The organism is Paenibacillus sp. GCM10027627 (assembly GCF_042675505.1).
Lineage (GTDB): Bacteria > Bacillota > Bacilli > Paenibacillales > Paenibacillaceae > Pristimantibacillus.
In genome coordinates, this window is sequence record NZ_JBHTHB010000001.1 from 837,631 (window position 1) to 852,190 (window position 14,560).

At 50.4% G+C, this 14,560-nt stretch carries 12 protein-coding genes; 8 read left to right on the forward strand and 4 right to left on the reverse strand.

Translation table 11 applies throughout. The features are described 5' to 3' along the window. The first annotated feature begins 3 nt into the window (after positions 1–3). The 5 genes from hrpB to ACFQZE_RS03975 all read left to right on the forward strand — a co-directional run bounded on the left by hrpB (position 4) and on the right by ACFQZE_RS03975 (position 7,664). Positions 4–2,529, forward strand: a complete 2,526-nt coding sequence (hrpB, locus tag ACFQZE_RS03955) for an ATP-dependent helicase HrpB (RefSeq protein ID WP_379353880.1) — start codon at positions 4–6, stop codon at positions 2,527–2,529. A gap of 18 nt (positions 2,530–2,547) precedes the next feature. Further along, entirely contained in the window at positions 2,548–2,844 is a 297-nt protein-coding gene (locus tag ACFQZE_RS03960; protein ID WP_379353882.1) for a DUF1294 domain-containing protein, read from the forward strand. 82 nt (positions 2,845–2,926) lie between these two features. Next, entirely contained in the window at positions 2,927–5,041 is a 2,115-nt protein-coding gene (locus ACFQZE_RS03965; protein WP_379353884.1) for a HelD family protein, read from the forward strand. A gap of 61 nt (positions 5,042–5,102) precedes the next feature. Continuing rightward, positions 5,103–6,251, forward strand: coding sequence for a DUF3900 domain-containing protein (locus ACFQZE_RS03970; RefSeq protein ID WP_379353886.1), 1,149 nt, complete (start codon positions 5,103–5,105; stop codon positions 6,249–6,251). Positions 6,252–6,350: 99 nt separating this feature from the next. Next, complete coding sequence (locus ACFQZE_RS03975) at positions 6,351–7,664, forward strand: hemolysin family protein (protein ID WP_379353888.1); 1,314 nt, start codon at positions 6,351–6,353, stop codon at positions 7,662–7,664. Between the two features lie 103 nt (positions 7,665–7,767). Here the strand turns inward: ACFQZE_RS03975 and ACFQZE_RS03980 are convergent, their stop codons facing one another. Together ACFQZE_RS03980 and ACFQZE_RS03985 are read right to left on the reverse strand one after the other, a co-directional pair. Continuing rightward, positions 7,768–8,061 carry a DUF3817 domain-containing protein gene (locus tag ACFQZE_RS03980; protein ID WP_379353890.1) on the reverse strand — a complete coding sequence of 98 codons (294 nt, stop codon included), beginning with the start codon at positions 8,059–8,061 and terminating at the stop codon, positions 7,768–7,770. A 33-nt stretch (positions 8,062–8,094) separates the two neighbouring features. After that, positions 8,095–8,652, reverse strand: a complete 558-nt coding sequence (locus ACFQZE_RS03985) for a TetR/AcrR family transcriptional regulator (protein ID WP_379353892.1) — start codon at positions 8,650–8,652, stop codon at positions 8,095–8,097. Between the two features lie 196 nt (positions 8,653–8,848). Between ACFQZE_RS03985 and ACFQZE_RS03990 the strand changes: the two genes are divergently transcribed. Beyond that, entirely contained in the window at positions 8,849–11,065 is a 2,217-nt protein-coding gene (locus ACFQZE_RS03990) for an MMPL family transporter (RefSeq protein WP_379353894.1), read from the forward strand. 190 nt (positions 11,066–11,255) lie between these two features. Here the strand turns inward: ACFQZE_RS03990 and ACFQZE_RS03995 are convergent, their stop codons facing one another. Beyond that, complete coding sequence (locus ACFQZE_RS03995) at positions 11,256–11,597, reverse strand: hypothetical protein (RefSeq protein WP_379353896.1); 342 nt, start codon at positions 11,595–11,597, stop codon at positions 11,256–11,258. A gap of 513 nt (positions 11,598–12,110) precedes the next feature. Here ACFQZE_RS03995 and ACFQZE_RS04000 point away from each other — a divergent pair. Further along, on the forward strand, positions 12,111–12,695 hold the full coding sequence (locus ACFQZE_RS04000; protein WP_379353898.1) for a hypothetical protein: 585 nt from the start codon (positions 12,111–12,113) through the stop codon (positions 12,693–12,695). Here ACFQZE_RS04000 and ACFQZE_RS04005 read toward each other — a convergent pair. Next, the gene (locus ACFQZE_RS04005; RefSeq protein ID WP_379353900.1) at positions 12,679–14,091 is read right to left on the reverse strand and encodes a hypothetical protein; all 1,413 of its coding nucleotides are present in this window, start codon (positions 14,089–14,091) and stop codon (positions 12,679–12,681) included. The genes ACFQZE_RS04000 and ACFQZE_RS04005 overlap by 17 nt on opposite strands. Before the next feature lie 175 nt (positions 14,092–14,266). Here ACFQZE_RS04005 and ACFQZE_RS04010 point away from each other — a divergent pair, with 175 nt between their 5' ends. Beyond that, the gene (locus ACFQZE_RS04010) at positions 14,267–14,542 is read left to right on the forward strand and encodes a hypothetical protein (protein ID WP_379353902.1); all 276 of its coding nucleotides are present in this window, start codon (positions 14,267–14,269) and stop codon (positions 14,540–14,542) included. Positions 14,543–14,560: the final 18 nt, after the last annotated feature.

A 14,560-nucleotide genomic window follows, 5' to 3' on the forward strand; every position in this document is an offset into this window, starting at 1 on the left:
AGGATGAAGGAGGAAGCCACATTGGAGAGGATGCCGATTGACGAGGTGCTGCCGGATTTGCTGCGAGCCTTAGAGCGGGGCGGCAATGCGGTTCTTGTTGCGGAGCCGGGGGCAGGCAAAACGACGCGAGTCCCGCTTTCCATCATGGAGCAAAGCTGGCTCGCCGGAAAAAGGATCATCATGCTTGAGCCGAGAAGGCTGGCCGCCCGCTCTGCTGCCGGGTATATGGCCTCGCTGCTGGGAGAGAAAGCAGGCGAGAGGGTAGGCTACCGGGTTCGGCTCGATTCCAAAGTGAGCTCCAAAACGGTCATTGAAGTGGTGACCGAAGGCGTGCTTACACGCATGCTTCAAAGCGATCCCGCGCTAGAAGGCGTTGGTGCCGTCTTGTTTGATGAATTTCACGAGAGGCATCTGCATGGCGACTTAGGCCTTGCACTTTGTTTGCAAACGCAATCGCTGCTGCGAGAAGATTTGCGAATGGTCGTAATGTCGGCAACGCTTGATGCGGAGCCTGTTGCCCGCTTGCTCGGCGATGCTCCTGTGTTTCAAAGCACTGGTCGCGCTTACCCCGTGGAAACCCGATATCGCGCGGCTAAATCGTCAGGTCCCATCGAGCCGCAGGTTGGCGAAACGGTGCTGCAAGCGCTGCGAGAAGAGACGGGTGACATGCTCGTCTTTTTGCCTGGAGTGCCGGAAATAAAAAGAACGGTGCGCTGGCTGCATGAAAAGGGGTTGCCGGGGGGGATAAAGGTACGGGAATTGCACGGCGGCATGACGCTCGAAGAGCAGTCTTCAGCTGTGGCGAAATGTGCCGCTCATGAGCGAAAAGTCGTCCTCGCAACTTCAGTAGCGGAATCTAGCTTAACGGTGGAAGGTGTCAAAATCGTGGTGGACGGCGGCCTCGCGCGCACACTCCGGTTTTCACCAAGAACCGGCCTTAGCCGGCTTGAAACGGTTCCCGTTTCCAAGGCGTCCGCAGATCAACGCCGAGGGCGGGCCGGACGGCTTGCTCCCGGCGTTTGCTACCGGATATGGACGGAGGAAGAGCAGGCTTATTTACCCGATCAAGGCAAGCCGGAAGTGCTGGAAGCCGATCTCTCCGCGCTTGCTCTGGAGCTTGCCGTGTGGGGCGTTCGCGATCCGGAGGAACTGGAATGGCTCACGCCTCCGCCGCCGTCCTCCATTGCACAAGCGAATGCGCTGCTGCGGCTGCTAAAGGCGCTGGACGAGCAAGGCCGTCCAACGGCTGACGGCATCCAAATAGCAAGACTCGGACTTCACCCGCGATTAGGCGCCATGCTGCTCGCGGCAGCCAAGACCAGTCAATCGCGCCTTGCTTGCGAACTTGCCGCTTTGCTTAGCGAGAGGGATTTATTGCCCGGCGAAAAAAACGTCGATCTTTCATTGCGGCTTAGTGTACTGCATAAAGGTTCTCCCGGCCATGTCGAATCGATATCCCGTATCCAAAAACAAGCCGCTCAGTGGGAACGGATGCTCCATGAGGGGATGAAGGGATCGGGCGGGGGCGATGAGAGGCAAAGTTCTGCCTCCCAGAAACAGCAGGCGCTCGGTTCGCTGCTCGCCACTGCGTACCCCGACAGAATCGCACAACGAAGAGCGGATGGACGTTATGTGCTCTCCGGCGGCAGAGGGGCGGTGCTGCCAGAGCTTCAACCGCTTTCTCGGTTCCCGTATTTGGTTGTATGTGAGCTGGACGACAGCGGTAAGGAAGCAACGATCCGGTCGGGGGCGGAAATCGCTCCGGCTGAGTTGGAACGACAGCTGGCAAGTCAGATTCAAACGGAAGATTCTGTGGAATGGGATGCCGGAACACAGTCGGTTCGCGCCAGGCGCAGGCTGAAGCTTGGAGCGCTGACGCTTTCCGATAAGCCGCAGGAGGGGACGGATCCGGAGGCTGTAGCGGAAGTGTGGCTAAAGACCATAAGGGAAACAGGTTTCCGGATGATCCCTCTTTCCAAATCCGCACAAACGTTGTTGCTCCGTATGAGGTTAATGGCTTTAAGCGGCGATCCAGACTGGCCGGACGTAACCGAAGAGGGACTGTTGAATCGCTTGGAGCATTGGCTGAAACCTCATTTGTACGGAGTTAAAAATATGGCGGAGTTTCAAAAGCTTCCATGGGCACAAATCATTGGCGGCGAAATGAGCTGGAAGCAATCGCAAGTGTTGGAGGATGAGGTGCCTACCCATATTACGGTGCCAAGCGGCTCTCGTCTTCCCGTTGATTACAGCGATCCCGTATCGCCTGTGCTTGCCGTTAGACTGCAAGAGCTGTTCGGCTTAAAGGAAACGCCGAAGCTCGCGAACGGGCGCTTGCCTGTCACTTTGCATTTGTTGTCGCCTTCGCAGCGCCCCGTTCAGGTGACACGAGATTTGGCCAGCTTTTGGGAAACGGCTTATTTCGAGGTCAAAAAGGATTTGAAAGGCCGCTATCCAAAACATTATTGGCCCGACAATCCATATGAGGCGGTCGCGACCAATCGGGTCCGGCCAAAGCCGCAGTCTTAAGTTAGGAGGCGAAGTGCGATGGACGGGAGCTCGACCATTGTCTACTTTTTAGCTGGATATATGATGCTCGTTAATGTTTACGGATTTTTATTGATGCACGGGGATAAAAAACGCGCCAAGCAGCGGGCAAAGCGAATCCCGGAAAAACGTTTTTTTATTGTGGCGCTGCTTGGAGGCGCAATTGGAGCCTGGTGCGGGATGAAGGTTTGGCGCCATAAAACGAAGCATCGATCTTTTACGATAGGAATGCCATGTCTTGCGGCTGTAAACGTGCTTGCCATTGTACTCATCATGCAAAATGTGGTAAATAATTGAATAGTATACAAATGATTAGCCGATCAAATAGAAGCTGAGCCGCTGCCGCGGTTCGGCTCTTTATAGTTAGGGGGAGAAGCAAATGGACGCAAATGAGATACAAAAGCAAGAGCAGGATAGATTGAATGACACTCTTTTGGATATTGAGAATCAGTTGGGGCAAATTGGCCCTCGTTATACGGGGAACGACTTTACTGAACAAATGCTGGATTTGCAACGGGAAGAAAGAAAAAGCAGGCTGGAAATCGCCCGCAAGGAGCCGTATTTTGGAAGGCTCGATTTTCAGGAGTTTGAGCAAGGCAAAGAAGTGGTAAAGGAGCTTGAGCCAAAGCCGATGTATATCGGGAAAGCCGGCGTTGCCAAAAACGGCGGAGGAAATGAGCTGCTTGTCATCGATTGGCGCGCTCCGGCAGCGAGCATGTTTTATTCCTTTACCGGCGGGGAGGCGCCCGCTGCCTATGAATCGCCTGACGGCGAAATAGCGGGTTATGTCCATCTAAAACGAAATTTTATGATTCGCCAACGGGAAATTGTGAGACTCGTGGACAGCTATGTTCGCGGTCAGGAGGAAGGAGCTGTATCGGACGAGTTTCTTCTATACCGGCTCGGAGAAAACAAAGACAACAAGCTGCGCGATATCGTCTCCACCATTCAAGGCGAGCAGGACCGGATCATCCGTGCCGAACGGAACAAAGCGCTGTTTATACAAGGGGTTGCGGGAAGCGGAAAAACGACGGTTGCGCTGCATCGCCTAGCTTTCCTTCTGTATCAATATGAGGGGCACATCCGCGCGGAGCGAATGATTATTTTTGCGCCGAACCGTATGTTTCTCGATTATATCTCGGGCGTTCTGCCTGAGCTCGGTGTTGGCGATATCGGGCAAACGACATTTGGAGACTGGGCGCTGGAGTTGCTGGAGCATACGGTGCAGCTTGCGGACCCGTCAGAGACGATGTCGTATTGGTTTGAGCAGCATCGTACGGAGGAAGAAGTGAGGAACGCTTCAGGCCGCTGGAAAGGCAGCTTGTCGTTTAAAGAAGCGATTGATCATCGATTGGATCAGTTGAAGCAAACCATTATGCCGCAAACATCCTTTGAGCCGCTGGAAGGTTTCCGCCTTACGCCAGAAATGATGCAGGGCTGGTATGATACCGATTATGGCGATGAAACCGTCATGGTCAAGCGAGACCGGTTAGCCAGCCGAATTAGGCGATGGCTGGAGTCGGAGCTGAAGCATCGCGGAGTGGCGGACAAAAAGAAGCGTACGTCCGCGATGGCGAAGCTGAACTCTTTTGTCAAAAAGATTCCTTCTTATTCGGCCGTTCAACTGTATGCGTCTCTGTTCAAAGGGAAAACGGCTTTACCGGATGTGCCCAAGGCGGTCGCCAAAGCGACTTCTGATCGGCTAGCTCAAGGCATTGCAGCGGCGGAGGACCTTGCTCCCTTGGCTTATTTGCATCTCAAGCTGTTTGGGCTTCGGTCGGCTCCGTTTGACCATATCGTCATTGACGAGGCGCAAGACTATTCTCCGTTTCAACTGGAAGCTTTGCGGCTGTGTCAGCGTACCTCATCCATGACTATTCTAGGCGATCTCCAGCAAGGGATTCATGGTTATGCGGGCATACAGTCTTGGAGAGAGCTGATGGGTTTGTTTGAGGATGGAGATACCGGATTTTTCGAATTAAATCGAAGCTACCGTTCGACGACAGAAATTATCGATTTTGCCAATTGTATTTTGGGCGGCATGACGGGCGAAGTTAAACCTGCTGTTCCCGTCTTTAGAAGCGGCGATCCCGTCACGGCAAATTCTGTGCCGGATTCGGACTGGCTTACATCGATCAGCCAAACTGTAACCGAATGGAAGGCGGGCGGCGTCTATGATACGATTTCCGTCATTGGACGAACTGCACGGGAATGCGAAACGATTTATCGCTACCTTGCCGATCAAGGCATGGACGTTTCGCTTGTGCAAGGGAAACAGCCGACTTACGGCGGAGGGCTGACCGTTGTTCCGGTCTACTTGTCGAAGGGGCTGGAGTTTGATGCCGTGCTAATCGCCGATGCGGGAGAGGAAGCATACGAGAACGTCGATGCCAAGCTGTTGTATGTAGGGTGTACGCGCGCGCTCCACAAGCTCAAGCTGTTCTACCGAGGGCCGCTCACTCCGCTGCTTGCCAGTTGGGAAAAACAATCGTAACGCAGGCGGAGATATGCTATTCTAATGGGATGAATTCTATCAAATTGGAGGACATTGAGCCGTGGATTTTAGAATGCATTATTTATCGTTTTTCGTTATCCAGACGGATGGCGAACAATCGGCCGCTTCCTCCGGAAGAAGGTTCAAGCATTACCAAACGCTTGACGGCGACGACTATGCGGACAGCGAAATTAAAAAGTTTTTGGACGATGAGTTCGTCAGAATTGTAAAGCGGAAAGTGGAGAGAAATCCGAATACGGCGGGTGCGCCGACCAAAATCGGCCGGTTTATGGTCGAGCCTGGCTACGAGCTGGGCAGCAACCAAAACTATAATTTGTTTCAGAGGCTAAGAGAAGCCGATTCGAAGGAACGGTTTCTCGGCATCGCGGATGAGCTGGTCCGTATTTATATGGATACAAGCGCGGTTCGGGGAGGAGCGTTTATCGTCGCTCTTTCTACGCTGAACACGTTTTTTAATGAACCTTTTCTGTTTTTGCTGAAATGTGATTTCGAGCCGAAAATTGCGAGAATATCGGATGAACGCAATTTGATTTCCCATGTCGAGATGGCTATTAGCGCGCGGAGCATTAAATCGATTCAATACCCGCATATGGAGCAAGAGGGCATGCTGGAGCATTGGGAGCTGAAAATTCATCAAGCATCCCATGCCCGCTACTTTGAGGATTTTCTCAAATACGTTTCTTACGAAAAGCCGCTTCCGCAAGTAATTGGCGACCAAGTGGTGGAAATGGTGCATCAATATATCGCCGACAAATGGCAGGATGAGGTTGGAACGGAGCGCAGCGAAGAGGAAAACGCCGTAGAGGTGTGGGCCGCGAGCGAAAAGCGAGAGCTTCAGGAATGGTGGTCGCAGGAGCAAGTGGCTTCGGCTTCGGCTGCGCTTGTAGAGCAAAAACCGGATTTGCCGTTTTCGTTCAAGCTGGACTCGGTAACGATAAAAGGGCTGTTGTCCGACTTCGGCGGCAGCATCCATTTTGCGAAACATAACGGAAAGTATGTAGTCGTTGTGGAGGGAGATCAATTCCAGTTCGATAAAGGCATGTCTCCTGTCGAGCTGCTCCAGCCAAACGATTTGGCCGACATCCTTCCGCTTATCGGTTTCAGCAAGCCGCCGCAAGAGGAAACTTCGGCTTATTCACAGCCGGAGGCGGGCCAGCAAGGCGAAGAGGATGACAAACCTCCCTGGTAATGGAGGGCAAGTATGAGCTTTCCAAATAAAGGTTAGGCTGTATAGGGTCGAGCTCATGCTCGGCTCTATTTGGCTTTATAGCGCATGGGAGGATTTGAAATGGCCATCAAGCTTATTTTATTTGCGCTGCTATTGTTATTTACGGCCTTCTTCGTTGCAACGGAATTTGCGATCATTCGAATGAGAGCAAGCCGAGTTCAGCAAATGGTGGACGAAGGCTACAAAAACGCCGTTTCCATTCAACGAGTAACCAAACATCTGGACGGCTACCTTTCCGCATGCCAGCTCGGCATTACGATTACGGCGCTTGGGCTTGGCTGGCTTGGAGAACCGACCGTCGAGCAGCTGCTTCATCCCTTATTCCAAAAATACGGCATACAAGGCGATATTGGCTCCGTGATTGCTTTTCTGATCGCTTTTCTTTTGGTCACCTATTTGCATGTCGTTCTGGGGGAACTGGCTCCCAAAACGGTTGCCATTTTGATGCCGGAGAAGGTGAGCCAAGCGACAACCCCGCTTATCATCGTATTTTACAAGGTGATGTATCCCTTTATTTGGCTGCTCAACGGCTCGGCGAACAAACTGGTTCGGCTGCTTGGCTTTAACCCGACAAGCGAGCATGAGGCGCATTCCGAAGAGGAAATTCGGATGATTTTGTCGGAGAGCTACGAAAGCGGCAAAATTAATAAAAGCGAGTTCGGATATGTGAATCGCATTTTCGAGTTTGACGAACGGCTGGCTCGCGAAATTATGGTTCCGCGCACCGATATGGTTTGTCTTTATACGAACCTGACAAGGGAACAAAATATCGCGATTATTCAAAATGAACAATATACAAGGTATCCCGTAGCCAAAGGAGATAAAGACAACATTATCGGCGTCGTCAATACGAAGCATCTTTGTCTGGATCATTTCGGCGGCGGGGCAACCGATGTTCGTAAACTAATGCAGCCAGTTTTGAATGTGCCCGATGGGATGCCGATCAATCAACTGCTCGTCATGATGCAGCAGGAACGAATTCATTTGGTCGTTCTTCTTGATGAATACGGCGGTACTTCGGGATTGCTCACCCTTGAAGATATCATTGAGGAAATCGTCGGCGAAATTCGCGATGAATTCGACGCTGACGAAATGCGGGATATCGAGAGGCTGGAGCAAGAGCGTTATTTGGTGGACGGCAAAACGCTTATTAGCGAGGTGAATGCGGCGGCCGGACTTCATTTGGCAAGCGATGCGGCGGATACGATTGGAGGATGGCTGCTTCAGATGCAGCCGGGTCTAGCGGAAGGGAAGAGATGGCATTATGACAACGCCACTTTTATCATTAGAGAAAGGGACGAGCATCGGATCCGGAAAATCGAAATCTACACCGATGGCGAGGAAAGCGAGGTGAGCGAATATGGGCATGCTTAGCCTCTCGCAGCGGACAACGGCTCTCTTTAAACGAAAAAGGCATTCGCAGCATCCTGGATAGGAATGGCGAATGCCTTTTTTTTGTCCAATGGAAAGAAAATTTCTATTGTTCCCCGCGAAGCAGCTTCTTGTCCAAAATGAAAGGGCCAAAAGGGAGGACCGATGCGGCGCATACGGCTAGAAACTTAAGCAGCGACCAGCGCTTCGCAATCCACACATGGACAGCCGCCAAAATGTATAGGATGAATAAAAGTCCGTGCAGGGCGCCTACTACCGCTACCGCCTGCGGAATGTCCGCCCAATACTTAAGCGGCATAGCGATTAGCAAAAGCACGAGGAAGGATAGACCTTCGTAAAAACCGATAAATCTGAGTCTGCCAATTGGCGTTTTCAACATAATGCTACCTCCAAAAATAGTGAAGGACCCGCTCTACGGTGTTCGTGGAGAAAGACCCTTCCAAAGCAATTGTACGATATCTTCAGCGGTTTGTTCCATGGATTTGGAATCGTTCACAATATGTCTACGATTTCGAACCGATAACATCGCTATAAAAACATGAGAGAGTAGGAACGGATCGCAAGTCGAAATTTCTCCCTTCTCCATAGCAAGGCGGAAAACATCGGTCAGTACCGCATGAATCGCTTGTTCCGCCTCGCGAATTCGGTTGATTTGCTCCTCCGACAAGCCTGTCGCCGCCTCGCGCATCATCGTTTCAAAATCGACATGCGCATTTTGCATATGCCGCTGAGCGACTAGAAGCAGCCTTGTTTGAAGGGGACCAGCTTCACCGAGCAGGGACGCAGTTTGTTTACGAGCGATGTTTAGCACAAACGATATGGCTTCGGTAAACAGCACGGCCTTGTTCGGAAAGTAATAGTAGACGCTGGCCTTGGTCACGCCGCAAGCATGAGCGACGCCCTCCAGCGATACTTTTTCGAAACCATGCTCCATAAAAAGAAAGGAGGCGGTCCGCAATATATGTCCCATAGTCTGAGGGGTTCCCGATGCTTTAGGCCGGCCTGGTTTGCGTTTGGGCAATTGTGGATTCAAAAATAAGCACTCTCCGTTCAAAAAATGGTCAAACCGAACGATTGAATAATTAACCTTCGGGTATATATAATTAATAAGCGCCTATTTGTATTGTAATCGAAATGATGGGCAATAGGAAATGGAGGAAGTATTGATGCTGCAAAAATTAAGCCTCGCTTTTACCGGACCGAGGGGTCGCTGGATCACTCTGGCGCTCTGGATTGCTGCTACGGTCATTTTAACGATGACGCTGCCGTCCGCTTCAGGGCAGGAGAAAAACAACGCTCCCAATTTGCCGGAGGATAGCCCGTCCGTTCAAGCGGAACAAATGATTCAGCACTATTTTCCGAAAGCGAGCGGTTTGCCGGCATTATTAGTCTGGCATCGCGAAGCTGGGTTGTCGGAGTCGGATTTTATTGTTATGCAGGAGCTATCCGATCAATTGGCGGATTCTCCACTTCCTTTACAAAGGGAAAGTATTCCGCTTCATGAAATGCCTCTTGCCGCAATAGCTGCTCTTGCATCCGAAGACGGCTCGACTCTCGTGCAGCCCATTTTGTTTGAAGAAGGCATTGAAACGGAGCTTTTGAAACAAAATCTGGAGTCGGTCAAAGAAACAGTGAGGAGTAAAGCGGGCTCCGATCCATTCGAAGCCGCGTTGGCTTCGTCCGAGCTTAGCGCAAGGGTTAGCGGTCCCGCAGGCATTTCGACAGATGCAACGGATTTGTTTAAAAACGCGGATTTTGTTCTCATGCTGGCAACCGTCCTGTTAGTGCTTGTGCTTTTGCTCCTCATCTACAGATCGCCTATTTTGGCTCTTGTCCCGCTAGTCGGAGTCGGCTTTGCTTATGCCGTTACAAGCCCTTTGCTCGGCTGGATGGCCAGGGAAGAATGGATTACGATAGATTCTCAGGCCATCGCCATTATGACTGTTCTGCTGTTTGGAGCAGGTACCGATTATTGCTTATTTTTTATATCCCGGTTCCGGCAAGAGCTGTTGCGAGAGAAAAGCCGGGCAGCCGCTTTAAAATCGGCATTTGCCGGTTCATCCGGAGCTATTGCGATGAGCGGATTTACGGTCGTTCTTTCATTGTTCGCTTTGCTAGTGGCACATTATGGCGCTTATGACCGGTTTGCCGTGCCTTTTAGTTTAGCTATCCTTGTTATGATGATTGCCAGCTTGACTTTGGTGCCAGCGCTTATGGCCATCTTCGGAAGGGCATCCTTTTTTCCTTTTATTCCGCGTACGCAAGAGATGGAGAAGGAGCTGGCGGCGAAAAAAGGGAGGCTGCCTCGTACGAGAAGAGAAGAAAATCGGATTGGCAGGAAGGTGGGCGCGCTTGTCGTCCGGAAACCGTGGACCGTTGCGATCTCATGCACGCTGGCGCTAAGCTTGCTTGCTTCCTCCGCTGCGGGGATTAAGTATACGTATGATTTGTTGTCCACCTTTCCTGAAAACATGCCTTCCCGTGAAGGTTTCGATGCGATTGCGGACGCTTTTGTCCCCGGTCAGCTCGCCCCGGCAACCGTTCTTATTCGGGATGGAGGCACGAACGACACGATCGCGCAAAAGCTGGCGCAAGTACCGAATGTACATACGGTGAGCAAGCCGGAGGGAAGCGGGATCGACTCTGCGGTTTCAGCTTATACCGTCGTTTTTTCCATCAATCCTTATTCCCCTGAAGCAATGGAGTTAATTCCGTTGCTTAGGGGAGCCGCGACGGAGTCACTTGGAGGCTCTGGCGGCGAGCAAACGGAGGAGCGCGTATGGGTTGGAGGGCAGACGGCGGCTCAATATGATGCGAAGAAAGTAACGGAGCGGGATCAACGGGTTATCATTCCGCTTGTCATTGGATTAATCGTTGTGCTGCTGCTCATCTATCTAAGATCAATTATTGCGACCATTTATTTGATTGGTACTGTGCTGCTATCCTACATAGCGGCGTTGGGACTTGGCTGGCTCGTGCTCCATTATGTAATGGGCTTCGACGCCATTCAAGGCGCGATTCCGCTTTACGCTTTTGTATTTTTAATTGCGCTTGGCGAAGACTACAACATCTTTATGATCTCAAGCATCTGGCAAAAACGTAAAACGATGCCGCTTCTGCAAGCCATTAAAGAAGGAGTCAGCGAAACGGGAGGCGTCATTACGTCGGCGGGTTTAATCCTGGCTGCAACCTTCGCGGTTTTGGCCACGCTGCCGATTCAAGTGCTTGTCCAGTTTGGACTTATAACAGCCATCGGCGTGTTGCTGGATACTTTTGTCGTTAGGCCGTTTCTGGTTCCGGCTATTACCGCCATATTAGGACAAAGAGCTTTTTGGCCAAGCAAAGCGGCAAAAGCGGAGCCTGCCCGGCAAGCGGAGGCTTAAACCTGATGGGATACAGATGCAGAAGATTATCGTTGTGAAGTATGGATTCCTGTTATGAAAAATTAGCAGCTCAAATGTAAAGAAGCCCTCGATCGTCCGATTGAACGGTGTTCCACAAGAGGGTCACCATTCATCAGCCGATTCGAGGGGCTTCTGCTACTAATTGAATATCGTCATCTTCGATTAGGTATTAAATAAACGCAATCGTATTGAAAACAGCACCTGCGTTAGGACCGGCATAGGAAGTAATCTTATATGTGCCTTGTGGCAGGTTGTAAAACGTGAAAGCAAAATCAGTATATGCGTACAATTGTCCCGATTGAACTGCACCTCTTACAAGCGTCTCTACGCCGTTAACGACACTATATACATTGATATATAATACTGGGTTTCCAGCACCGCCGAAAGTACCAGCAAGAACAAGAGTTCCTTGTCCTTGAATCGTTTCTACTTCACTGGCACTTGCGCTTAACGGCAATGCGAGCAACATGGCAACAACAACAAATAACATCAATAATTTACGAGCCTTCATTAAACACCATCTCCTCTAATTTAATTAAATAGAATATCCAACCGGACATCACTTCTGTCAGCAACTTGTTGTATTTTCCTTACTTTGCAACACATGCTGTTCTAAATGATCGATTGCACATCTCTGTTTTACGCTTAAAAGCATCTCCCCTTTTATGCATGACCTCATTAAAGCGAATACGTATCATTATACTACTTATACGTATCTAACTATAGTTTATATTTTCTCCAATATCAGTAAAGGTGTATATTTTGATTATTCGAACCGTATGAATGGAAAAATACCCCTCAAACCAGCTAGCGGCGAGAGCGGCGTTTATCATTAGATTGAAACCCCTTTTATTTCTATGCTAGATCAGCTTTATTATAAATTTTCGTAATTAGGTTAAAGGATACAAAAACCCGTTTCCGCCAAACTTTTGGGGAAAACGGGTTTTTTAGTTGTAACCTTTTACGTTGAGCAGTCGTCTCATTAAAGAATGTACTAAGGTATCGAAATGGAGGGGAACCGGAGATGAATCGTTCTAGATGGATTGGAGGCTGGCTTGCGCTAATCGTACTCGCCGGTATGTTCCTATGGTCGCCAAAGCCGGTTTACGCCTGCGACTGCGCAATTCCAACCGATGTTCAAGAAGAAAAGCTTAATCACGATGCGGTATTTGAAGGAACGGTCGCCGGCTACAAAAAACCGGGCAAGCTCTTTAACAAGTCAACGGCGGATAAAGCGACATGGACGTTTAATGTACATCAAGTATGGAAAGGCAAAGTCGCCTCCACGATTGCGGTGAAATCGGCTCTGCATAGCGCGAGCTGCGGCTATCAATTTAAAGAGGGCGACCGTTATCTCGTTTATGCCCGGAAAACGGGGGATTCATTAGAGGTAAGCCTATGCAGCAGAACGACCCTCATTAGCTCGGCAGGTCAGGATTTGGCCATTCTGGGAGCAGGCACGGTTCCTCCCGCCCAGCCATCCACCGTAAGCGGAGGATCTGCTGTCATTGCCTGGATCGTAACCGTCTTAATTGTTATTGCGCTCTCTTTCATTGTCCTCGTCAAAATAAAAGGCGGCAAAACCGCATTATTTAAATTAAGAAAATAGCAACTATCGTCGTCACTGCCAGACCAATTAGAACCGGCTTTACATTGCGTCTCGCCAGCTCGAACGGACTGACTCCGCAAATGGCGGCTGCCGGAATTAAAGCCCAAGGAATAATCGTTCCGCCGCCAACCCAAATGGCTGCCACTTGGCCTAATGCCGTCAAGGTGGCTATGCCGGTTCCAAGAGCATGGCCAAACAGTTGGGCGATCGATCCCGCAAGCGAAATGCCGGAGAAACCGGAGCCGTCAAGACCCGTTACGGCACCAACAACGGTAAGCGTAACTGCTCCCACCGTGCCGTTCAGCGGCACCTCATGCGCCAGAGCTACCCCTAAATCGTTTACAATGCCGTGTGAAGCTTCAGGCAATCGCTCGCCAAACATAGCGAAAAATCCAGAGTCCCCTAAATAAAAGAAGGCGGCTATCGGGATGACGGGACCAAATACGCGAAAGCCGAACAAAAATCCTTCAATTAAATAATCCGTTGTTTTTTCCAGACCTTTTCCCCTATGAGCCATCATCGTAACCGTCAGCATAATCAAAATAGACGTTCCGCCAATGAGAGCCGTAGCGTCACCGCCTTGCAATCGAAACGCAAACATGACCACTATATCGGCGGCATAAAGAAGAGGGATGAGGATAGCCAATGCCTTCTTCGCTCGCTTGGAAATCGTCTCGATTTCTTCGTTTGCGGACTGTTGCTGTGTAATGGGGGATTGCCCGCTAGACTCGATCAAGCCATCCCGCCATTTACCGCTTTTTTGATCTCGTTTCATCATCCAAAAAGCGGACACGGTTGTGACGGCCCCCATCACAATGACAAGCGGAATGCTAGCCTCCATCACTTCGCCTACGGATAGACCGGCCGCAGCTGCAGTTAAATTCGGTGCGCCTTGAATAATATAATCGCCAGACAGCGCAATGCCATGACCAAACAAGTTCATGGCGACGGCGGCTCCTAATGCGGGCAACCCGACCCGCAGCGCAACCGGCAGCAAGACGGCGCCTACAAGCGCGACCGCAGGGGAAGGCCAGAAGAAAAAGGACGTCGTCATCATAATGAGGCCAATTCCCCAAAAAGCCAATGAAGGCGTTCTCATAAATCGAGTTAAAGGTGCGATCATCACTTCATTGACACCTGTCCGTATAAGAATTCGGCTCATAGCGACAATGATGGAAATGATAAGAATCGTGCTTATTAATTCTTTAATGGCATAAATAAAGCTGTCGAAAATTCCGCTGACGGAACCTTCTACAGATGCGGTGGCAAACCATCCGATTCCTAAAATGCCTGCAATACAAACAAGGGTTGTATCTCTGCGCATCAGCATAAAACCAATAATGGCAACTACAAAAAACAAATAAACCCAGTGAACGGGAGCTAATGGAATGGCCATACGCGATCATCCTCCCAACTTACTCGGACAGCCTCTCTAGCAGCTATCGCCATATACTGTATGCAATCGAAGGATTAGGCGTTCGCCAAGCGCATGCGGTTGCGCGCGTTCCGCCGCTATGCTATCCTACAAAAGGAAATGGGCATAATCGCCATGACAGATCGGAAGGACGTGCATGCAAATGCTAACTATCAACATTATAGAAGCCAGTATGACGCATTCAAAGGAAAGCGGATACGTGGGAAAGGTCCACTTCAGTGTAGAGGGCCATCAAAACTTATACGAAATGGCGCTTCAGAGCAAAAGGGGCAACGATTGGGGCTACGGCTTGTTTTTCCTGCATGAATCCGGCAAGGAAGAGCAGCTTTTGGAAGTAGAGGATGAGCTGGAAGAAAACGACGAGCTATTTGAAAGACTTGTGCAAGCGGCAAAGGACAAGCTGCCAAGCTAATCCTTTTATTTTTCGACA